The sequence below is a fragment of the Shewanella woodyi ATCC 51908 genome (assembly GCF_000019525.1).
In the GTDB taxonomy this organism is placed as follows: Bacteria; Pseudomonadota; Gammaproteobacteria; order Enterobacterales; family Shewanellaceae; genus Shewanella; species Shewanella woodyi.
The window spans coordinates 3,485,064-3,506,371 of record NC_010506.1; the positions used below are offsets into that span (position 1 = coordinate 3,485,064).

Genomic DNA, 21,308 nt, shown 5'->3' on the forward strand with positions numbered 1-21,308 from the left:
ACGTTTTTATTGTACTTGGGTCTATTTACTGCTTGTCATCACCATCTGACTGGAACACAATCCATTTAAGCATTTTCCTAATTAATTATTGTGTCGACTTTATGAACCAAACTGCTGAAAGACCCAAAAAAAGTGGCGTTAACTATTTTCTTGATGGCTTTAGCTTGATCAAAACCAAAGGGCTAAGAAGCTTTGTGTTTATCCCGCTGATGATAAACTTAGTGCTATTCGCAAGTGTGATCTACTTCGCCATCGGCCAGCTCGAACAGATGTTTAACTGGATATCTTCTCAACTGCCCGATTACTTAAGTTGGCTAAACTTCCTCTTGTGGCCACTAGCAGTGCTCACATTGCTGGTTGTGCTCTCTTTTCTATTCAGCTCAGTGATGAACTGGTTAGCCGCGCCCTTTAATGGTTTATTAGCCGAGAAGGTTGAGCAACACCTTACGGGAAAAGATCTCAATACTGGTACCACAGTCGACCTGGTCAAAGATCTTCCACGTATCTTAGGTAGAGAGTGGAAAAAACTTAAATATTACCTGCCAAGAGCAATTATCTGCTTGATCTTATTCTGGATCCCATTTATCGGACAAACCTTTGCACCGATAATCTGGTTTATGTTCAGTGCCTGGATGATGGCGATTCAATATTGTGATTACCCATTCGATAATCATAAGGTTCCCTTCGACGATATGAAGTTTGCCCTTAATCAAACCAAAGGTAGCAGTTTTAGTTTCGGCGCTGCCGTTACCCTGTTTTCGATGATCCCTATCGTCAACTTTATTGTGATGCCAGTCGCCATTTGTGGTGCAACATCCATGTGGGTAGACAAGTATCGTGAAGCCTATAAACACCCAGAGATTGCGCCAGAGTAACCTCTCAGTTCGCCGTACTAAGGGGGCGTAACAAAGCCCCCTGTTGATTCAGTATCTGATTAAACCGCCAGTTCAATTTCTCCATCATCTCTCAATCTTGCAAGATAACCAACTAGTACTAACTCCTTACTTACTCACTGCTTGCGCAGTGTTATTGTACTCGACATGATAGATAACTGAAGGAGAGTCCATGTCAGATAAATATGAGTGGCGAAAAAAGGAAAAGAGTCTCTATATTCCCAAAAATAAGCCGGAGTTGCTTGAAGTTCCCTCGTTAAACTTCATCACTCTATCAGGCGAAGGTAGCCCTGAGGATGAGATATTTACACAGTATATCGGCACTCTTTACTCTTTGGCTTATACGATAAAGATGCATCCTAAAACGATGACGACAAAACCAAATGGCTATTTCGATTTCACTGTCTACCCGTTAGAGGGTATTTGGGATATCAATGACCAAGCTAAAGCACACTTCTTAGGCACAATAGATAAAAAAGATTTGGTCTATCAGCTAATGATCCGCCAGCCTAAATTTGTCGACACGAACCTCTATGAAGAGATGCTCAACCTTGCCAAGAGTAAGCGAGATAACCCGCTATTAGAGCAGGTAAAGTTTACAACAATTACAGATGGGAGATGTATTCAAATGCTGCACTTGGGCCCATTTGAGAATGAGTCTCAGACCTTCGAGGAGATGGAATCCTTCGCACAAGCTCAAGGCCTGACACGTCGCTCTAAGGTGCACCGAGAGATATACCTTAGCGATCCTCGTAAAGTCGCCCCAGAAAAGCTGAAAACAGTATTAAGGTTTCAAGTGGTTTAACCATCATTGAAATAGAGCAGCAAAAGCTGTAGGTTAAATTTGTTTAGCAAAAGCTTATATAGATAGATTGTTGCCTGAATAGATAAACTCAAGGTGAGATGGAGCCTCTATGACCTCAAGACGAAAACAGCTTATCCATGCCCTGCTCAAAGGAATAGAAACTGGCGATCCTGAATCAGTAAAGGTCGTCAATCAAAGCCAATATATTCAACATAATCCCCAAACTCACGAAGGTGACGAAGGGTTAGCAGCCCTGTTTAAGAGACTTTCCAAAACCTCTCCCCGAGTCAACATAGTACGGATCTTTGCAGACGCTGATTTTGTATTTGCTCATACAGAGTATGACTTTAGTAGCCAAAGAGTTGGATTTGAGATGTTCAGGTTTGAGGGAGATCAAACCGTAGAGCATTGGGATAATATTCAAAGCCGCCAAGGGCCCAACTCTGCAGGCCACAGTATGGTTGATGGTATTGCAGAGGTATCAGATCTTGATAAAACCGAATCAAATCGTGAACTTGTACAATCTTTCGTTAATGAAGTCCTCATTAGTCGACAACTGAATAAGTTGTCTCACTACATAGATATTGACCACTATATCGAGCATAACCCTAAGCTCAGCAGCCTGTCATCGGTTCACGTAGCTTTGTCTGAGTCCGATATAGATGACAGGTTTTCAATTCAGTATGACAAATCACACCGAATATTGGCTGAGGGAAACTTTGTATTATCAGCCTGTGAAGGTTACTACCAAGGTCAACATAGCTCCTTTTATGATCTATTTAGGCTAGAGAGCGGAAAAATTATTGAACATTGGGACACCAGAGAAACTATCCACCCAAAATCAGAATGGAAGAACAATAACGGTAAGTTCTAATACACGATAGCAGTATCACTTTGGAGAGAATAAAGATGGCAAATAAAACGAGTCTATTTCTAGTTTTAACGGCGATGATGCTCCAGTTCACCTTCAGTTATCAGGTTACAGCTCAAGAGCAAGTGTCAAAAGTGGTTGATGACGTATACCGTTATGGGGATCCTAATTTAGGCTACTTCTCCATGTTTATCATCACCAATGATGGCGTCATTGTGATAGATCCCATGAACACTACTCACTCTCAAGGCCTATTAAAGGCGATCCAAAAAATCACAAAACAGCCGATTCGCTACCTTTTGCACAGCCATAACCATTGGGATCACGCTAAAGGAGGCCAGATTTTTCGGGAGCAAGGCGCCAAAATAGCTGCCCATAAAGAAGCCGCTCAATGGATGCAAAAGAACCCCCATGGGGATTTAGTCATGCCCGATGAGATATGGAGCGGCAAACGCAAAGAGATTGAACTCGGCGACAAAAAAATTGAACTGCACTATTTGGGTATTAATCATGGTTTAGGCATGACCGCGTTTCTGCTCCCCAAAGAGAAAGTAGCCTATATCGCAGATATTGTAACGCCAAAGCGCATGCCCTTTTCAATCGCTGATTTTAATATTAAGGAGCTGATGAGGACGCTCGATGAGCTTGAACAGCTGGATTTTACCAAGGCAGTCTTTTCACACTCTTATGCTAAGGAGGCCGTTGGAGGAAAATCAGATTTAGCCGATACCAAAACTTTTTTTATCGATCTACAGCAGGCTATCTTTGCAGAGTTTAAAAAGGGCACCACGTTTTATCAGATGCCAAATACCCTTAAGTTGCCACAATATCAACAGTGGGCTTTCTATAATGAGTGGCTCCCCATCAACACTTGGAACATGATGTTTCAAGTAGAGATGGGATCTTTTCCTTGGCGAGTTGAATCAAACTCTATCGAAGAAAAATCCAAACAGTAAACAATCACTATTTGGGGCGACTCTGTAGTTGTTTCAACTTTTTAAGGATTAAGCCCGGTTGAGTTGCAACCATGCCGCCATGGGTTAAATACCGTAACGCCTGCTCATGTTTGCCAAGTTTGATATAAGTTTCAGCAATGGCGATATAGGAGCGAGTATGACTTGGCTCAATCTCCAAAGCCCGCTTAAAGTGGACAATGGCTTGCATACTAGGCCTCTCTTTATTCGCCAAGTAACCTAAGTAGTACCAAGCAATCGCGAGATTGTGCCGCTGAGATATCGCCTTTTGAAAACGCTTCTCAGCTTTTTTGTAGTTTGAGTTATTAAGCTGCAGTAATCCGTCATTAAAATTAAGATCAGCAGAGTTTGGCTGTTGCATCAGCGCCTGTTTAAACAGACTTTCTGCCAGCTCTGCCTTCCCCTGAGTTAGCATCGCGACTGCAGATAACTGCAGAGCTTTAGGGTTAGCCTTCTCAATTTCAAGTGCCCTATTCAAAGTTTTCTCGGCGTCTTGAAAGCGTTTTAAATTAATCTGAGCATTGGCTAAAACTAGCCAAGGAGTGATCTCTTTGAACTCAGATTTCAATAGATTCGCCTGTAACTTATCCACCATGCTAGGAGAGGTGAAACTTTGTAGTACCGATACCGCTTTATAGATCTCACCTTCGGCGTGTTTGGGAGATAGGCTGGGTAACAAAAAATCAAGCGCATTGATTTTCGGTGGGACTTTATCCATAGGAGCGAGTCGCTCTCTGGCTGAAGCACTTTTTACTTGAATGCGGTGATCAGTCATCACCGCATGAACCACGTCTTGAGCACGCCTTTTAGGCATATGGCAGCCAGTACAATCTTTACTGTTTTTAATATCGTCAGAAACAATTGCTTGATGTGGAGTGTGACAACTTTTACAGACAGCGGAGAAATGCTCAACTCTCTCCTCTTGGGTTACTTTTTTGTGGGGATTATGGCAGCTAATACACGTTAGCTTGCCCTCACTTTTTAAGTAACAGGGGCTTTGTAGGAAGCGATAACCTTGATGGTTAATCTCAAATCGCTCACTTTTTGGCAACTCAGCATCCACGACATCAACATGTAAGAGATAATCATTGATAAACTCACCAGGGCGAAATGAGTAGATAGGTCGCTCGAAACGGCGCTGACCAACGATAGCGCCAGATGGGAGCAGATGACACTGCAAGCATACCGAGTCTCGCTGACGGTTGGAGAGTTTAGCAGGGTTTGTTATCGCGCTGCGGATATCAGTTAAAGGCTCTACATCTAATGCCGTTTGAATATGCTTAGCACCTGGACCGTGACAGCGCTGGCAACCTGTGCCATGGGGTAAGTTTTTAGGAAAAAGATTTGGTTTCCAAGCAATATCGCTGCCCTGCTCTACCTGAGGATATGCGTTATGGCAAAACATACACTCACGGTTCACCTCTCTTAACACTCCTGAGTGATCTTTTTCCTCAAATCCTGGATGCATCTGCCACTCGCCAGTTTCAGAGTACCAATCAATTGGAAGCAGATAGAGCTGGCCATTTTCAGTTTGATACAGATAGCTGCGCACCTTATTACCTGAGCCTAAAAACCAATCCACTCTCTGTTCAAACAGGTTAATCACCTTACCATCAGCATCTTTTTGATAACGCTTGAAGATGATTTCGCTATCCGTTTTTCGCATCTGATAATAACGCTGACTCGCGCTATGGTACAAAGGCTCAGCATTATAGTTCGCAAGCGCATGCTCCACTTTTGCGGGAAAGAACGAGTTTGCCATTCCCACTTCTTGATAAGATTGATATAGCTCGTTATGGCAAACAGCGCACGCCTTGCTGTCAACGTAGCCTGCCGCGGCTCCGGTAGTGACCTCAAAGCCAAGAGGAGCTTGCAATGTTCCAACAGAATAAACGGGGAGACAGATTAAACATAGACACGCAAGGAGAAGCTGTTTGAGGAAAAAATTGTCCATAAGGTGATATTATTTTTATTATATTGATTGCACTAAACAGAGCTTGGCAAGCTCCCTTCAAACAGTTCTGTACAATGGTTAAACCGTGAGCCACTGAGATACTTCTTCCTAAATCACTCAATAGCCCCTATTTAATAACAGTTCACGAAGTCGTTTACTCATTCCCTTCAATACAGACTAAGTTTCTGCCCAACTCTTTTGCATCATAAAGCGCCTTGTCAGCACGTTGTAATAAGTTATCTAAGCTCTCGTCACTAAGCCCTGCAATACCAGTACTGACAGTCACATTGATCGGCCCCTGGGAGGTTTGGATTGCCTCAACCTCAAGTTGAGCACGAAACTTATCCATTAAAGAGAAGACCTTATCCTCATTCAAACCTCTAAATGCAACGGTGAACTCTTCACCACCAAAACGTGCAACAGTAAAGTGTTGACCAAAGAAGTGCTTCAATCTAGCAGCAAACTCAACCAGCACTTCATCACCAATATCATGACCATAGGTATCGTTCACTTTTTTGAAAAAGTCGATATCAAGCAAAGCAAGGGTTAAGCTGGTTTTTTTCTGCTCAATCTGTTGCAGCTGCTCTTCAAACAGATTAAAGAAATAACGACGATTATAAACACCGGTAAGATAATCTAGATTTGCCTGCTCCCAGAGTTTTCTGATCATATCTAAAGAGTCTAGGGTGTTAAGCACCCGACAATGAAACTCCTCATGAACAAAAGGCTTCTGTAGGAAATCGTTAGCACCATTTTTAATAAAGCGAGCCGAAAGACTCTCATCATCATCACTTGAGAGACCTATAATCGCCAGCTCTTCACGGGTAAAGCTCTCTCTGACCTTTAGAATCAAACCAAAACCATCTAAACCCGGCATATTGTAGTCAGTGATTAACAAGGTAATATCGGGCTGAGACTTTAATATCTCTAGTGCCGATAAGCCGTCATCAGCCTCAATCACCTGAAAAAGTTGTTGCTCAAGTAAACTTCTAACAAACTTTCGACTCACCATCGAGTCGTCGGCGACCAACACTTTAACCTTCTCATTACGCTTAAGTCGTGTAACGAGTCTAACCACATACTCATAGCTAAAACGGTTCTCTTTTAAAATATAATCAACGATGCCCAGTTGAAGCAGACGTTTTCTCTGCTGGCCATCTAAGCTACCAGTCAATACTATACAAGGTGTCTGATGACCCTGAACAAGTTTAACGATCTCTCCCTCTTGCGCATCCGGCAGATTAAGATCAGTAATAGCCACAAAGTACTTATACTGGGTTAGAAGTAATCTGGCTGTGGCCATATCTTCAGCAAAATCGACGTCGCAGCCCAATTCCTGTGCGATAAGGTGTTGTAAAATACGAGACACAACCCTGCTGTCCTCGACGACTAATATTCGCAACTTACTCTCCTAATACTTCAAATCGCAAAGTAATTAACTCCATACCCACCTCGACCTTAATTCACCACTTTCTTGATGTCGATAGTAAATTTCTATGAATTAATCTCCCTGACGTTCAGGTAAAACTATCTGTGTATTCAATCTATTCAGATCGATGACTACCGTCGCTGAGATCTTATCTTGAATCGCTTGTCTATTTGCATCCCAATAGATCTGTAAAAATCCCAACAACCCTGTTGCAAAACCAGCACCGTAGCCACCATAACGGCCAAAAGCATCCCAGAGGGATAACCCAGTTCCATCGAGTTGAACCACCCTAATGCGGAGCAGTTTTTTACCCAATGTCTGACCATCAAACCAAGCGGTAAACACGGTAAAATAAAACGCTGCCCAACCAAATCCTAAGCCCAGATCATTGAGCATTCCCTTTGCCCACGAAAGTAGACTGTATTTATCGCCCTCGTCCACCTCCTCAAACTCTTCTTTATCAAGCTCTAAGAGCTGATCTTCAAGTTTACTTGGCGTCGGAGAATGGCGCTCTTTGATAGGCATTGATGGTGCTATGGTTTCTGCAGCATCAGGATTTAAGCTTGGTAATGGCTCGATACTCTTATCACTATCAAAGGGAGCAAGCGCTATATCAACTCTTGCCAATAACGCTTTTTGTTCATCTGCTGAAAGAGGAAGCTCCTCAATAGCGCCACTTAATACCGCTCTCTTCTCCGCATAAGTTAAACTTGATGTTATAACAGCGGGAAGTAGCTCGGCCAGTTCGCTTTCTGCACAAGTAATATCGCTACACTGGCTGAAACTAACCAGCTTAGGCGCGTAATCAAGTATCTCTCCTAACACTTGAAAGGAGCTTAGCTCAGCGCTTTCAGCCTTATCTCCCTGCTCTTGTGAGGGGGTATTTGAGGAAGAAGTGGTAATGAGGTTGTCAAAAGCAACGACGAGCAACATGACAAGCATGAGTGAGTAGAGTCCCCACTTGAAGAATTTCCCCAATTGGCGACTTTTTTTCTGAATAGCCAAGGTTAAGCCAACAAGCAAAATAAATACCCAACCTGCCTGCTCAGCTAAAACAGCCACCAGCAAACCATCAATGATCATGGCTCCACCCCGTTTTAATGGGCTCGCAAGGGGGCTATAAAGAAGTTCAGGTGCGATCTCAAAGGCGAAAGGAGTCACCATAGCTTTAGAGTCGACAGTGGGATTTTCCCTAATCATATCAAGTCACTTTCTTATTATTTTTAATTATTGTTATCCACTTCAAAGCCAAGCGTTTACACCTTGGCTGAAATTAAACTATATTCAATCACTAAACTCTTGAGATAGAGGAGTTTTAATTATTTGCAGCAATAGATTAACACTTTTACTACGAAAACAATTTAGGTTTTATTAATAAGAACTAATACATTAATAACCAAATGGAATAAAGAAGAACAAACAATCACTTCTAATGCCGTCAAAGGTCATTATCATTTAAGTACTATATTGTTAGGAGCAAGCGACCCATGAGCAAAATTTTCGAAGACAATTCACATACTATCGGTAACACCCCTCTTGTTCGTCTTAAGCGCGTGAGCCCAGGTAATGTATTAGCAAAAGTTGAAGCTAGAAACCCAAGCTTCAGTGTAAAATGTCGTATCGGCGCCAACATGATTTGGGATGCTGAGAAAAAAGGGACATTAACTCAAGATAAAGAGTTGATTGAGCCAACATCTGGTAACACAGGTATTGCCCTCGCTTATGTGGCTGCAGCCCGTGGTTACAAGCTTACTTTGACCATGCCAAATACAATGAGCTTAGAGCGTCGTAAACTGCTCAAGGCCCTAGGTGCTAATTTAGTGCTTACCGAAGGCGCTAAAGGCATGAAAGGTGCCATTGATAAAGCGGAAGAGATCCGTCAATCAGCACCTGAGAAGTATGTTCTTTTACAGCAGTTTGATAACCCAGCTAACCCTGAGATCCATGAGAAAACGACTGGACCTGAGATCTGGAATGATACCGATGGTGAAGTCGATGTTGTTGTCGCTGGTGTCGGTACCGGTGGAACCATTACAGGTGTCAGCCGCTACATAAAGAATGCGCAGGGTAAAGCCATTACTTCTGTGGCTGTTGAGCCAGTTGACTCACCAGTTATTCAGCAGACTATTTCAGGTGTTGAAGTTAAACCTGGCCCTCATAAGATCCAAGGTATTGGTGCAGGCTTTATTCCTGGTAACTTAGATCTTGAGATGATTGACCGCGTCGAAGCTGTCTCTAATGAAGAGTCAATTGAGATGGCTCAGCGTCTAATGAAGGAGGAGGGAATCTTAGTTGGGATCTCTTCAGGAGCCGCAGTTGTTGCAGCTAACCGCATTGCAGCTCTGCCAGAGTTTAAAGATAAGAATATCGTGGTTATCTTACCTTCTGCTGCCGAGCGCTACCTGTCATCTATCCTGTTCCAAGGTGAATTTGGTGACGCAGAAAATATTCAGTAAACATCTGTCTCTATAAGGCAAAAAAACCAGGCTTAGCCTGGTTTTTTATTGCCTCAGGAGCGCTAACCTCTCGCTGAGCGGTCAAACCTATATACTGATTGATAACTCCCTGTGACCTATGATTTTTCGAACGCTAGCGTTAACGATAGATTCAAACTGGGCTTTATCTTCATCGATATTGCCCCTCATCACATATTGATACTCAAGCAGCTTAATCAATCCCAGCACCTGATAGGCATCGGCTAGACAAGTATCAGACTCTAGTTTTTGAAAAAAAAGCGTTATTGTTGCTAAAAATGAATCATCTAAGGTTTTGATAGCCCCTGCCAGTTGACGATTTCGCAGCGCTTCCTCGTGAAAAGCCATCTCTAATATCCTATCGTCACTGTGCTTGACCTGTTCACGAATATGCTCGCAGATAAACTGGGTTAAATATTTCACTAGATGCTCATCATCACGACTCTTTCCATCCTCACCGAGAAAATTTATCAACTCAAAGCTGCGGGCTTCCAAGGCCTTGTTCATCCATAATGTCTTCTCGGCAAAATAAGTTAAAGAGTCACTGATCAAGACTTTAATATCCTTGAAGTAATAGGTCGTTGACGCTAAAGGGACTCCCGCCTCTTTGGCCACTGCTCTATGCCTTACACCACGTATTCCCTCTTTGACAATGAGCCTAAGCGTTGCCTCAAGAATAGTCACCCTTCTTGCTTCTCCGTCACTTCGGCTTGTCTGGCGACCAATGTAGCTCAATGGGTGGCTCATAACTCTTCCTTTAACCTCTTCACAATAACAGCCTATAGATTCAACTTGCGCACATCTTAGGTAAAAACCTTGTCTGTTTTCACCTAATACCATTTAGTATAAAGATGTAGTCACTCAGCGAGAACTTAGCGCTTCTGAGACAAGGAAGCGAGTGAAGGGCATAGTTGCTCTACGCTCAAGCTCGATGACGTAGTATTCAGAAGCGCTAAGACTCGCCTTTTAGGAGCGTTTTAGGCTGCCTACTTCTTCGTTGAATAACTTCCCAAGGGAGCAACCATTACTTCAGTTATCCGCCTTGAACTAGTTTGCCTAAAACAGCTCTGAGCTGACTACTTTCTTATACTAATTGGTATAAGACTTTCATACCAAGCTAGTCATAGATAATTTCTCTATTTCTTCAACAAAAAAAATTTTTCAGACTAACCTTATAAATAGTGGAATAAAAATCAACCAAAGAGTTCATCCACTCATCAGTAAGCTCACTATGGCAGACAAGACTACCTAGTTGCAATTAAGGGGTTAAAATGGAATCGATTAAAATATCCAGCTACATGAATAGAAGGCCGGTAACCTTTACTGTTGATATGCATATTGCTGAAGCGGTTGAGATATTTCTTCGCGCAAAGCAGATTGGCGGACCAGTAATAGACGAAAACAATTACGTTGTGGGTTTCCTCTCTGAACAGGACTGTTTAATCAAGATGCTTGAAGCCACCTACCTAAATGAAAGTCATTATGTCGTGGGCGATCTCATGCATGATAAACCCCTCACTGTTCGTCCAGATGGCTCTGTCTTAGATCTGGCTCAGCAGATGACCCACGCAAAACCCAAAATTTATCCCATCATAGATGAATCCAACAAACTCATTGGTGTTATCACCCGCTCAGATGTTTTAAAGGCGATTGATGATCAGTTAAAAGCCATGTACCAAGATGGGCACTCGCGTCTGGTTTAATCATGACAAGGGGTTAACTCGTTTCCTCTCGCTATTTGAAGGCTTTATAACATCATATTAGGAGGATTTGGCGATGCTTTTAACATTTAAATCCTGCTTTAAACTTGATCATTGTTCATAAATCAGGCAGCTTGCACATTACTGTTTATAATTTAACCAGCAAAAAACAAGCTAATAAAATATAAGAAACAAAGAATAAGGCGCTAGGTTATGGTATCTGCGAGTTTTATTTTTTACTCTTTCGCTATCATCATTGTCACTTTGACAATGCTGCTCGTCTCCCATGCGCTCAATCCCAGAGGTCAAAAAAGGAAAAATAGCTACCCCTATGAATCAGGTATTGTGCCCGTGGGGGATACTAACATCCGCTGGAACGTTAACTACTTCTTAATTGCTATCTCCTTTGTCATCTTCGATATCGAAGCCGTTTACCTCTACCTATGGTCCCTTGTCGTACTTGAGACCAGTTGGCCTGGATTAACCACCGCCGGACTTTTCATTTTAGCTCTGTTTATTGCTTTGATATACGAGATTAAACAGGGTGCGTTCAATTGGGGTAAAAGACAACAAGGGGAGTAGCCATGCGCTGGCAACTAAGTAAACCTGAGATCATTCCAACCTCAACTCAAACCATGCAGGAAGTCGTTGAGAAAAACCTACTAGTTACTCGACTCGAAGATTTAGTGGCTTGGGGTAGAAGCAACTCTCTCTGGCCTTTTAATTTTGGGCTCTCCTGCTGTTACGTTGAGATGGCCACCTCCTTTACTAGCCGTCACGATATCGCCAGATTCGGCTCTGAGGTGATACGCGCCACTCCCAGAGAGGCTGACTTAATCGTGATATCTGGAACGGTTTTTCTTAAGATGGCACCCGTCATTAAGCATCTCTATGATCAGATGTTAGAACCTAAATGGGTGATCTGCATGGGATCCTGCGCTAATTCAGGCGGCATGTATGATGTCTATAGTGTGGTGCAAGGTGCCGACCGCTTTCTTCCTATCGACCTTTATGTTCCTGGCTGCCCTCCCAGACCCGAAGCCTTAATGTACGGGCTGACATTGCTTCAAGAGGCCATTAAGGATGGTGCCCCCCGCCAAGCAAGGCCACTCAATCGCACTATTACCCCCGAAGAGATACAAGCATTTGCCTGTCGCAATATGCGTGATGAAAAACATGAGCAGAGGATCAAAGCCGATAAGCTCACACCGCCTGATGAGGTGTAAGCATGAGCATATTCACTCAGGAGGTATCGGCAATAAACGGTCAATCTGGCAACATAAAACAGATGTTAACTCTGGAGATGTTACCTGAACTTAAAAGTTTATTAAGCGACTCAGTAGAGCAGCAAATATGCATCGACGGCATACTCACACTCTGGATAGATAAGACACAGTTAATCCCGGCACTTAGATTGCTTAAAACCTTGCCCCAGCCCTTTGATCTTTTACTTGATCTCTTCGGCGTCGATGAACGATTAAGACTAGATAAAGACAAGTTACCCGCACAAGATTTCACCTTAGTGTATCAACTCTGCTCAATTAACCGTAATCAAGATATCAGGCTCAAAGTCGCACTGGCAAACGACCAAGCTGAGATCCCTAGCATTACCGCGTTCTGGCCATCGGCTAACTGGTATGAGCGTGAAGCTTGGGATATGTTTGGTATCATCTTTAGTGATCATCCCAACCTCTATCGACTGCTGCTTCCTCCCACGTTTAAGGGTCACCCGCTACGTAAAGAGTTCCCTTGTCGAGCTACTGAAACTGAAGCCTTTAGCTTAGACGATGAACGTCTGGCCATTGAGCAGGAAGCGCTCAAATTCGATCCCAAACGCTGGGGAATGGAGCAGAGTAATAAAGACAATGACTATCTGTTTTTAAATTTAGGACCTAACCATCCCAGTGTTCATGGGGTTTTTCGCATCGCCCTGCAACTCGATGGCGAACATATCATCAATTCGGTGCCTGATATTGGCTACCATCATAGGGGGGCTGAAAAAATAGCAGAGCGCCAGACATGGCATGGCTTTATTCCCTACACAGATAGAATCGACTACCTAGGGGGAGTGATGAATAACTTTCCCTATATCTTGGCTATCGAACAGTTAGCCAATATACAAGTCTCCGAGCGGGTCAAATGTATCCGAGTCATGCTGGCTGAGTGTTTTAGGATCTTAAGCCACATGTTGTTTTTTGGCACCTTTGCTCAAGATGTTGGTCAACTCTCTCCCATTTTCTACCTGTTTATCGACAGAGAAAAGCTGTTCGGGATCATCGAGGCGATAACGGGAGCACGTATGCACCCAAGCTGGTTCAGAATTGGTGGGCTTGCTCAAGACCTTCCCAAAGGCTGGGACACCATGATGCAGGAGTTTGTCGATGAGTTCCCCAAAAAACTCGACGAGTATGAAGTGATGGTGATGCAAAACAGCATACTAAAGCGGCGCTCAATTGGTATTGGTCAATACAACACCCAAGAAGCCTTAGATTGGAATATCACCGGCGCAGGTTTACGTGCCACGGGTCTAGAGTGGGATCTACGTAAAGCCCGCCCCTATTCTGGCTATGAAAATTATGATTTTGAGGTTCCTACTGGACACAAAGGTGATGCCTACGACAGGTGCCAACTTAGGGTTGAGGAGATGAGACAGAGTGTCAAGATTATCCAGCAATGCATCAACAACATGCCCGAGGGCGAAGTCAAAGCCGATCACCCATTAACCACGCCTCCAAGCCAACGTAGCAAGCATGATATCGAAACCTTAATTCAGCATTTTCTCAATGTCAGTTGGGGACCGGTTATGCCAAAAGGTGAATCCTGCTTCGCGGTTGAAGCAACCAAAGGGGTTAACGCCTACACCATTATCAGTGATGGCAGCAATACCAGTTATCGCACTCGTATTCGTACCCCCTCTTTTGCTCACTTACAGATGATACCTAAAATGGCAAAAGGCTTAATGGTGGCAGATCTCATTGTGATCTTGGCCAGTATCGATTTTGTGATGGCTGATGTGGATAGGTAGGAGAGATTATGGCAACTAGAGAGCAACAAACCATCCCTGTCTCTGTCGTTGACACCGCAGAGATCTCGTTGAGCTCAAAAGAGCAACAGGGTATCGATGAGTTAATCTCCCACTCGCCACAACTTGCGGGGATCACGATTGATGCACTCAAGTTGATACAGGCTGAGCGTGGCTGGGTAAGTGATGCTAGTTTGCATGCCCTCTCGCTCTACACTCAGATCCCAGTTGCCGATCTTGACAGTGTTGCCACCTTCTACAACCTTATTTTTCGGCAGCCAGTCGGTAAAGTGGTGTTGCATCCCTGTGACGGGATCAGCTGCGACTTAATGGGGGGGGAGCATATTCGTCAATGCCTGAAGCAGCAACTAAACATCACGGCAGGGGAAACCACAACTGACAATCGTTTTACCCTGATCCCACTGCCCTGTTTAGGCGCCTGTGATAAGGCCCCAGTGATGATAGCCAACAAACAACTCTTCGAAAATATGACAACAGATGAGCTTCCTAAATTACTCAGCACACTCAGTACATTTGGCGAGGTGAGCTGATGAACCAAACCTTACCCCATAACCCGCTAACTCGCTTTATCACAGATAATGAGAATTGCTGGTCAATTGAGCAATATCAAAACCACGGTGGCTACCAAGGTTTTCGTAAGTCTTTAACCCAGAGTCAAGAACAACTCCTTGATACTTTAAAGGAGTCTAACCTTAGAGGCCGTGGCGGAGCCGGCTTCCCCACAGGGCTAAAATGGAGTTTTGTGCCTCGAGGCGATGACGCTCCCTCCCCCCGTTATCTCATCGTTAATGCCGATGAAATGGAGCCAGGTACCTTTAAAGACCGAATGCTTATGGAGAAAACCCCTCACCAGATCATTGAAGGCTTGCTGATCGGTGCACAGACTTTAGGGGCATCTATTGGGTATGTCTTTCTTCGTGGGGATTATTATCTAGCAGAGGAGCGCATGACTAAAGCACTTCAAGAGTGCAGAGATGCCAACCTATTAGGGAAAAATATACTGGGAAGCGGATTAGATTTTGATATTCACCTCCACACCAGCGCAGGGCGCTATATCTGCGGGGAGGAGACCGCCTTAATCAACTCCATGGAGGGGAAACGCGCCAACCCTAGGGCTAAACCTCCCTTTCCGCAAGTAGCGGGCCTATGGGGAAAGCCCACCATAGTCAACAATGTTGAGACCTTCTGTAATTTGCCCCATATCATCAATTTCGGCCCCATATGGTTTAAAGAGCTGGGCCTTAACGATGATGCGGGAACTAAAATATTTGGTGTTAGTGGCAGAGTGAAACGACCAGGTCTTTGGGAGTTACCAATGGGCACACCGATCAGGGAGATAATAGAGCAACACGCAGGTGGCATGTGTGATGGATACACACTTAAAGGCTTCCTCCCCGGTGGCGGCTCCACTGACTTTTTAGTGACAGAGCATCTGGACATTCCAATGGATTACGACACCATTGGCAAACAGGGTAGCCGAATGGGAACAGGTACCATCATCATATTGGATGACAGATACTGCCCAGTGGCTATGGTGCTCAACCTTATTAAATTCTTTGCTCAAGAGTCCTGCGGTTGGTGTACTCCTTGTCGTGACGGCTTGCCTTGGGCTCAGGTCTTACTTGAGAAAATTGAGCGTGGAGAGGGGGAGCCAGAGGATATCACTCAACTTGAAGAGCTATGCCGCTTTGCCGCCCCTGGCAATACATTTTGTGCATTAGCCCCAGGAGCTGTCGAGCCCCTACAGAGCGCGCTGAAATACTTTAGAGAAGATTTCGAAGCTCACATTAGCCAAGCTTGCTGCCCTTTTCATGATAAAAAAAGACAAGGTATTGATGAGATAGGCACTCCTTGTATCAAAGGTTCTGGGGGTGACAAATATGAGCAGCTCTAATCAATCACTCTTACCAGAGAACACTGACAACTTAATCTCCCTTACAATAGATAATCAAAGCTATAGCGTAGAGAAGAGACAGAATTTACTGCAGGCCTGCCTCTCCCTTGGTTTAGATCTGCCCTACTTTTGCTGGCATCCAGCCATGGGCTCAGTCGGTTCTTGCAGGCAATGCGCCGTCACTCAATATCAAAACAGTGAAGATACCCGAGGCCGCTTGGTCATGTCATGCATGACGCCGTTAACTGAAGGTATGATCATCTCTCTTAAAGATGACAAATCACAGCAGTTTAGGGAAACCAACATTGAAGCGATCATGACCAACCACCCCCATGATTGCCCAGTTTGTGAAGAGGGAGGAAACTGTCACCTTCAAGATATGACCTTGATGGGTAAGCACATTAATCGACGATATTCAGGGAAAAAGCGCACCCATCTTAATCAGTTTTTAGGCCCGCTACTCAACCATGAGATGAACCGCTGCATCGGCTGCTACCGCTGCGTTCGCTTCTACCGTGATTACTGTGGCGATAAAGATCTCAATGTGTTTGGCTCTAAAAGCCACCTCTATTTTGGCCGAGCAGAGTCAGGCGTATTACAGAGTCACTTCTCGGGAAACCTTGCACAAGTCTGCCCCACAGGCGTATTTACCGATAAGCCATTCTCACACCACTACAGTCGTAAATGGGATCTACAAACAGCCCCCGCCATCTGCCCCCACTGCAGCCTTGGTTGCAATATAAATTTAGGCCAACGTAGCGGCAGCATTAGAAGGATAACAAACCGTCACCATGACGAGGTAAATGGCCACTTTCTCTGTAACACTGGCTTATTTGGTTATGAACATATCAATCATAATGAGCGACTTGAGTGGCCACTTAAACGTAATAATGAACATAAAACTACCGATAAATTAACGCCAGAACAGGCTCAAACACTATTGACAGAGTATTGTGATACTCCAAATGAAAACTGCATCGCAGTGGGCTCTGTACGCACCCATATTGAGAATAATGCAGCGCTGCTTAGACTAGTTGGCCAGCAGCAGTTTTACTTAGGTATCGATGATAACCATGCTCAGTTATTAAATAAGCTGTGTAGTGCCTACCAAGAAACCTCACTAAGCCCAATATCCTTAGCGGAAGTAGAGCGATGTGATGCTGCACTGATCATTAATGAAGATATCACCCACACGGCACCAAGACTTGCTTTAAGTCTAAGGCAGATGAGTCGAAATGCAGGGCTTAAAAAAGCGGCCAAGTTAGGGATCAAATATTGGCAAGATGATGCAGTGCGCAACATAACCCAAACCACACTCTCACCGATACATATACTGGAGAGTCATAGGAGTGAACTTAGCGACATAGCAACTCAAAGCATAGTATTAACTTCCGATGAGCAGACATTGCTACTTCAAGAGATCGCCTCACTGTTAACAGCGCACCTGAACTCACAAGCTGAGCAACCCGTATCCAGCGAGGCGAAGGCAATAGTTAATGACTTGATAGCAGCTGAGTATCCACTAGTGATAACTGGCGTACAACACCGTGATTTGAAGCTACTCTCCTTGAGTATTGAGATAGCCGACACCCTAAAACGGCTAAAGCAAAACACTGGCTTTTATGCCGTTACTCAAGCGGGAAATGATCTTCATCTCGGTATGATTGCTACGAACTCCGACCAACAAAACAGAAGCCAGGGGCTAGACTCACTCCTTAAGCGGCTAAATAGTGGCACAGTCGAAACATTAATCATATTGGAAACAGATCTCTACCGTTACTTAGACAAGTTCCAGCTCGATGATGCACTCAACCAAGTCAAACAGATAGTCGTCATCGACCAGTTACTGACTAGAACTGCCGCTATGGCCGACCTTATTCTCCCCGCAACCTCTTTTGCAGAGTCCTACGGCTGTTACTTAAGCTCAGAGGGTCGACTACAGTTCTCGTTCGCGACTATGGCGCCTATCGAGGAGAGATTAGCCCCATGGCAGTGGTTATCGACTCAAATAGGCACACCCAGCTATAGCGAACTGGTCTTATGGGTATCCGAGCGATTCCCACAGCTAAAAGCCATTGAAACCTTTGCTGAATTAACCAGATTTAATGAGTTATCCCCTTTTAGGGTCGCCAGACAAGCTGTTAGATCCAGTTCTCGAACCGCCATTGATGCTGTTGAACATGTCAAAGAGGAGCAGCCTCCTATAGATTTAAATGGCCCCTTTACTCACTCAATGGAGGGAGTAGCAGGATTTAGACAAACACTGGTGCAACCTATTTCAGTTTTACCTGCAGATCAGTGGTCACCTAAGTGGAACTCAGATCAAGCTGGAAGTCGTGTTGGTGTTAATCACACGAGGGAGCAGAGCAGTAGTACCACCTCCCCATGGACTCAAGGAGTGCGGATCTTCTCACCTAAGTCGCAACCCAAAGACTTAGGCTATCAGCAAACTCACTCCTCGGTGCGATTAGATAGTGAACAGGTTAGGTTAACTCCCAGTGCTAACCTTTACGCCGATTTTGAATTAGCCAGTTACTCAAAAGCGCTTGCCTCATTGGCCCCACAAAAGCTTGCCCGCATACATCCTGAGACAGCAAGAAAATGGCAACTAGAAGAGAGTCAGCAAATTAGACTGCGCTCAGATAGATCTCAAGTAGCGCTTGAGTGCCTATTCGACTCAAACCAAGCAAAGAACACTATTTCGATTCCAACATGCGACTTTAGACAGCTTGGAACTTGGGCAAGATTAACGCCACTCCCTGCACAAAAACGATCAGAGACGTCAACGCAAGAGCGTGTTCAGCCTCTATCAAATGAGGAGGAGAGATGATTGAACTTAGCGCGTTACTAACCCCACTCATCATTCTTATTGTTCTGCTCCTTGCCGCAGCTTGGTCAACCTGGCTTGAGCGCCGTTTATTAGGCATTTGGCAAGACAGATTAGGGCCTAACCGAGTCGGCCCTTTTGGTCTACTCCAAGTGATTGCCGACATGATAAAGATCTTCACAAAAGAGGATTGGATCCCGCCTTTTGCAGACAAAGCGCTATTTGTTATTGCGCCTATGATCTTAATGATAATGACGCTGCTGGGCTTCGCGATTATCCCCTTCTCGCCAGATATTCAGATAGTTGAATTTGATAACGCCCTGCTATTTGTATTGGCACTAAGCTCCCTATCTGTATACAGCATTATGTTGGCAGGGTTTTCATCAAACAGTAAATATGCACTTTTAGGGGCAATGCGAACCGCAGCGCAGATGCTCTCCTATGAAGTATTTATGGGGCTAGCCTTAATGGGCGTCGTGGTTATCGCTGGTAGCTTCAGTCTCAATGAGATAGTGGCGGCACAAAGTGAGTACTGGTTTATTCTCAGTCAGCCATTAGGATTTTTACTCTTTCTCTTTGCTGGCGTGGCTGAAAGTCATCGCGCTCCTTTTGATCTTCCCGAAGCAGAAACAGAAATTGTAGCTGGTTTCCATACCGAATACGCCAGCATGAAGTTTGGTATGTTTTTTATTGGTGAGTACCTAGGTGTCATCTTTATTTCCGCGCTTATCACCACACTCTACTTTGGAGGCTGGCAGGGACCAATACTCCCACCAGTTATCTGGTTTACGCTTAAGACGGCTCTCTTTGTGATGTTTTTCATTTTACTGCGCGCAGCAATACCTAGACCTAGGTACGATCAACTGATGAGTTTTGGCTGGTCAATTTTACTCCCACTGGCACTGTTAAACCTGCTGCTCACCGCAGTATGGCAATTAACTTTAGGTTTTTAAAAGGAGCGTGGCATGTTAAGTCAAATCAGAACACTCATCACAATCCTAAAGCACACTTTTACTCGTGCGGACACTGTCGAGTACCCAGAGCAGAAACCCTACCTTTCACCTCGTTACCGTGGCCGTATCGTCTTAACCCGAGACCCCGATGGTGAGGAGCGCTGCGTTGCCTGTAACCTTTGCTCAGTCGCTTGCCCTGTTGATTGTATCTCTGTGGTCAAAACCGAGAAGGAGGATGGGCGTTGGGAAGCAGAAAGCTTCACCATCAACTTTTCACGCTGCATCATGTGTGGATTTTGTGAAGAGGCCTGCCCTACCCACGCCATTCAGTTAACACCGGATGTGGAGATGGCTGAATATGACAGACAAAATCTGGTGTTTGAAAAAGAGCACCTGCTTATCTCAGGTCCCGGAAAATACCATGATTACAACTTCTATAAAGTCAGTGGTAAAGCGATTAATGGAAAGGGGAAAGGTGAGGCGCACAATGAGCAGTCTCCCATCAATGTTAGGAGCTTATTACCATGAAGGTTAAAAGCAGTTTTTCCTCAACATCAGCAAAGGGGCAGGATTATGATTGAGATAATCTTTATTACTACAGCTATCGTCTGTGTCATCTCAGCTTTATTAACCGTCACAGCCCATAACGCAGTGCATGCTTTGCTCTATCTGGTCACTATGATGATCGCCATCGCACTTATTTTCTTCCTATTTGGCTCTCCCTTTGCTGCGGCGCTGCAGATCATCGTTTATGCAGGCGCCGTCATGGTATTGTTTGTTTTTGTCACCATGATGCTGCATCAAGGCGAGCAAAGTATCATAGATGAGAAGACACTATTTAGCCTCAAAACTGCCAAGGGCCCTCTTTTACTGGCTGTAATACTGGTCATTGAGCTATTACTGATCGGCATAACACCGTTAGATAATTCCCCTTCACTGACCCCTTTAAATACGGTTAACAGTGAAAGCCAGCAACTTTCAACGAGCAGCAAAACGCCCTCACTCACCTCAGTAAAATCACTCGCGAAACAGTTATATGGTCCCTATAAACTGCTGGTCATCATCGCTGCAATGTTACTGCTCTCCTCCCTAATTGCAGCCATACATATTGCGAGAAAGAGTTCTAGGCTTACCGAAAACTCGCCTGTGAATGGGGACTCAGAGTCTAAAGCGTCGGAGGCAGCCCCATGATAGATACCACTTGGGTCATAATATTAAGCTTCTTGCTCTTCGCCATAGGTACTTTTGGCCTGCTAAGCAGGAGGAACCTGCTTTTTATCTTGCTTTCATTGGAGATCATGTTGAACGGCATCATCTTACTGTTTATAGCGGCATCAAACCTTCACGGAAATAATGACGGCCAGATAATGTACCTATTGGTACTCACTTTAGCCGCATCAGAGGTCGCTGTGGGTCTGGCTTTAGTCGTACAAATCTACAAACAACAACAAAACCTCGATGTCGACACTCTGACTAAGTTGCGAGGCTAAT

20 protein-coding genes are annotated in these 21,308 nt (G+C 44.4%); 16 read left to right on the forward strand and 4 right to left on the reverse strand.

What is annotated here, in order from left to right; genetic code table 11:
- Positions 1-101 precede the first annotated feature (101 nt).
- From cysZ to SWOO_RS14760, 4 genes are all read left to right on the forward strand, one after another.
- On the forward strand, positions 102-875 hold the full coding sequence (gene cysZ / locus SWOO_RS14745) for a sulfate transporter CysZ (protein ID WP_012325461.1): 774 nt from the start codon (positions 102-104) through the stop codon (positions 873-875).
- A 190-nt stretch (positions 876-1,065) separates the two neighbouring features.
- A complete protein-coding gene (locus SWOO_RS14750; protein ID WP_012325462.1) occupies positions 1,066-1,698 on the forward strand; it encodes a GyrI-like domain-containing protein in 633 nt (210 codons plus the stop codon).
- 109 nt (positions 1,699-1,807) lie between these two features.
- The gene (locus SWOO_RS14755; protein WP_012325463.1) at positions 1,808-2,572 is read left to right on the forward strand and encodes a nuclear transport factor 2 family protein; all 765 of its coding nucleotides are present in this window, start codon (positions 1,808-1,810) and stop codon (positions 2,570-2,572) included.
- 35 nt (positions 2,573-2,607) lie between these two features.
- Complete coding sequence (locus SWOO_RS14760) at positions 2,608-3,525, forward strand: MBL fold metallo-hydrolase (RefSeq protein WP_012325464.1); 918 nt, start codon at positions 2,608-2,610, stop codon at positions 3,523-3,525.
- Positions 3,526-3,532: 7 nt separating this feature from the next.
- Here the strand turns inward: SWOO_RS14760 and SWOO_RS14765 are convergent, their stop codons facing one another.
- The 3 genes from SWOO_RS14765 to SWOO_RS14775 form a co-directional block, all read right to left on the reverse strand.
- Positions 3,533-5,419 (reverse strand): tetratricopeptide repeat protein, encoded by a 1,887-nt coding sequence (locus SWOO_RS14765; RefSeq protein ID WP_041417679.1) that lies wholly within the window; start codon positions 5,417-5,419, stop codon positions 3,533-3,535.
- A gap of 232 nt (positions 5,420-5,651) precedes the next feature.
- The gene (locus tag SWOO_RS14770; protein WP_012325466.1) at positions 5,652-6,899 is read right to left on the reverse strand and encodes a response regulator; all 1,248 of its coding nucleotides are present in this window, start codon (positions 6,897-6,899) and stop codon (positions 5,652-5,654) included.
- Positions 6,900-6,998: 99 nt separating this feature from the next.
- Positions 6,999-8,126 (reverse strand): RDD family protein, encoded by a 1,128-nt coding sequence (locus SWOO_RS14775; RefSeq protein WP_012325467.1) that lies wholly within the window; start codon positions 8,124-8,126, stop codon positions 6,999-7,001.
- Positions 8,127-8,413: 287 nt separating this feature from the next.
- On the opposite strand from SWOO_RS14775, the gene cysK reads away from it, so the two are divergent.
- Entirely contained in the window at positions 8,414-9,382 is a 969-nt protein-coding gene (gene cysK, locus SWOO_RS14780; protein ID WP_012325468.1) for a cysteine synthase A, read from the forward strand.
- An 87-nt stretch (positions 9,383-9,469) separates the two neighbouring features.
- On the opposite strand, the gene SWOO_RS14785 is transcribed toward cysK, so the two are convergent.
- On the reverse strand, positions 9,470-10,147 hold the full coding sequence (locus tag SWOO_RS14785) for a TetR/AcrR family transcriptional regulator (protein WP_012325469.1): 678 nt from the start codon (positions 10,145-10,147) through the stop codon (positions 9,470-9,472).
- 524 nt (positions 10,148-10,671) lie between these two features.
- On the opposite strand from SWOO_RS14785, the gene SWOO_RS14790 reads away from it, so the two are divergent.
- The 11 genes from SWOO_RS14790 (at position 10,672) to nuoK (ending at position 21,307) form a co-directional block, all read left to right on the forward strand.
- Positions 10,672-11,103 carry a CBS domain-containing protein gene (locus tag SWOO_RS14790; protein ID WP_012325470.1) on the forward strand — a complete coding sequence of 144 codons (432 nt, stop codon included), beginning with the start codon at positions 10,672-10,674 and terminating at the stop codon, positions 11,101-11,103.
- Positions 11,104-11,313: 210 nt separating this feature from the next.
- Positions 11,314-11,682 (forward strand): NADH-quinone oxidoreductase subunit A, encoded by a 369-nt coding sequence (locus SWOO_RS14795; RefSeq protein ID WP_012325471.1) that lies wholly within the window; start codon positions 11,314-11,316, stop codon positions 11,680-11,682.
- A gap of 53 nt (positions 11,683-11,735) precedes the next feature.
- Complete coding sequence (locus tag SWOO_RS14800; protein ID WP_220387991.1) at positions 11,736-12,326, forward strand: NADH-quinone oxidoreductase subunit B; 591 nt, start codon at positions 11,736-11,738, stop codon at positions 12,324-12,326.
- 2 nt (positions 12,327-12,328) lie between these two features.
- Entirely contained in the window at positions 12,329-14,125 is a 1,797-nt protein-coding gene (gene nuoC / locus SWOO_RS14805) for an NADH-quinone oxidoreductase subunit C/D (RefSeq protein WP_012325473.1), read from the forward strand.
- Positions 14,126-14,133: 8 nt separating this feature from the next.
- The gene (gene nuoE / locus SWOO_RS14810; protein ID WP_012325474.1) at positions 14,134-14,673 is read left to right on the forward strand and encodes an NADH-quinone oxidoreductase subunit NuoE; all 540 of its coding nucleotides are present in this window, start codon (positions 14,134-14,136) and stop codon (positions 14,671-14,673) included.
- Complete coding sequence (gene nuoF / locus SWOO_RS14815; protein WP_012325475.1) at positions 14,673-16,037, forward strand: NADH-quinone oxidoreductase subunit NuoF; 1,365 nt, start codon at positions 14,673-14,675, stop codon at positions 16,035-16,037. The genes nuoE and nuoF overlap by 1 nt, the downstream gene beginning before the upstream one ends.
- A complete protein-coding gene (gene nuoG, locus SWOO_RS14820) occupies positions 16,024-18,867 on the forward strand; it encodes an NADH-quinone oxidoreductase subunit NuoG (protein ID WP_012325476.1) in 2,844 nt (947 codons plus the stop codon). The genes nuoF and nuoG overlap by 14 nt, the downstream gene beginning before the upstream one ends.
- Positions 18,864-19,817, forward strand: coding sequence for an NADH-quinone oxidoreductase subunit NuoH (nuoH, locus tag SWOO_RS14825; RefSeq protein WP_012325477.1), 954 nt, complete (start codon positions 18,864-18,866; stop codon positions 19,815-19,817). Before nuoG ends, nuoH begins: the two co-directional genes overlap by 4 nt.
- Positions 19,818-19,829: 12 nt before the next feature.
- A complete protein-coding gene (nuoI, locus tag SWOO_RS14830; protein ID WP_012325478.1) occupies positions 19,830-20,345 on the forward strand; it encodes an NADH-quinone oxidoreductase subunit NuoI in 516 nt (171 codons plus the stop codon).
- Between the two features lie 45 nt (positions 20,346-20,390).
- The gene (locus SWOO_RS14835; protein ID WP_012325479.1) at positions 20,391-21,008 is read left to right on the forward strand and encodes an NADH-quinone oxidoreductase subunit J family protein; all 618 of its coding nucleotides are present in this window, start codon (positions 20,391-20,393) and stop codon (positions 21,006-21,008) included.
- Positions 21,005-21,307 (forward strand): NADH-quinone oxidoreductase subunit NuoK, encoded by a 303-nt coding sequence (gene nuoK / locus SWOO_RS14840; RefSeq protein WP_012325480.1) that lies wholly within the window; start codon positions 21,005-21,007, stop codon positions 21,305-21,307. Before SWOO_RS14835 ends, nuoK begins: the two co-directional genes overlap by 4 nt.
- Position 21,308: the final 1 nt, after the last annotated feature.

Excerpts from the sequence above, each read along its gene's own strand:
- cysZ (WP_012325461.1), top strand. The coding sequence starts at position 102 with ATGAACCAAACTGCTGAAAGACCCAAAAAAAGTGGCGTTAACTATTTT.
- SWOO_RS14750 (WP_012325462.1), top strand. The coding sequence starts at position 1,066 with ATGTCAGATAAATATGAGTGGCGAAAAAAGGAAAAGAGTCTCTATATT.
- SWOO_RS14755 (WP_012325463.1), top strand. The coding sequence starts at position 1,808 with ATGACCTCAAGACGAAAACAGCTTATCCATGCCCTGCTCAAAGGAATA.
- SWOO_RS14760 (WP_012325464.1), top strand. The coding sequence starts at position 2,608 with ATGGCAAATAAAACGAGTCTATTTCTAGTTTTAACGGCGATGATGCTC.
- SWOO_RS14775 (WP_012325467.1), bottom strand. The coding sequence starts at position 8,126 with ATGATTAGGGAAAATCCCACTGTCGACTCTAAAGCTATGGTGACTCCT.
- cysK (WP_012325468.1), top strand. The coding sequence starts at position 8,414 with ATGAGCAAAATTTTCGAAGACAATTCACATACTATCGGTAACACCCCT.
- SWOO_RS14785 (WP_012325469.1), bottom strand. The coding sequence starts at position 10,147 with ATGAGCCACCCATTGAGCTACATTGGTCGCCAGACAAGCCGAAGTGAC.
- SWOO_RS14790 (WP_012325470.1), top strand. The coding sequence starts at position 10,672 with ATGGAATCGATTAAAATATCCAGCTACATGAATAGAAGGCCGGTAACC.
- SWOO_RS14795 (WP_012325471.1), top strand. The coding sequence starts at position 11,314 with ATGGTATCTGCGAGTTTTATTTTTTACTCTTTCGCTATCATCATTGTC.
- SWOO_RS14800 (WP_220387991.1), top strand. The coding sequence starts at position 11,736 with ATGCAGGAAGTCGTTGAGAAAAACCTACTAGTTACTCGACTCGAAGAT.
- nuoC (WP_012325473.1), top strand. The coding sequence starts at position 12,329 with ATGAGCATATTCACTCAGGAGGTATCGGCAATAAACGGTCAATCTGGC.
- nuoE (WP_012325474.1), top strand. The coding sequence starts at position 14,134 with ATGGCAACTAGAGAGCAACAAACCATCCCTGTCTCTGTCGTTGACACC.
- nuoF (WP_012325475.1), top strand. The coding sequence starts at position 14,673 with ATGAACCAAACCTTACCCCATAACCCGCTAACTCGCTTTATCACAGAT.
- nuoG (WP_012325476.1), top strand. The coding sequence starts at position 16,024 with ATGAGCAGCTCTAATCAATCACTCTTACCAGAGAACACTGACAACTTA.
- nuoH (WP_012325477.1), top strand. The coding sequence starts at position 18,864 with ATGATTGAACTTAGCGCGTTACTAACCCCACTCATCATTCTTATTGTT.
- nuoI (WP_012325478.1), top strand. The coding sequence starts at position 19,830 with ATGTTAAGTCAAATCAGAACACTCATCACAATCCTAAAGCACACTTTT.
- SWOO_RS14835 (WP_012325479.1), top strand. The coding sequence starts at position 20,391 with ATGATTGAGATAATCTTTATTACTACAGCTATCGTCTGTGTCATCTCA.
- nuoK (WP_012325480.1), top strand. The coding sequence starts at position 21,005 with ATGATAGATACCACTTGGGTCATAATATTAAGCTTCTTGCTCTTCGCC.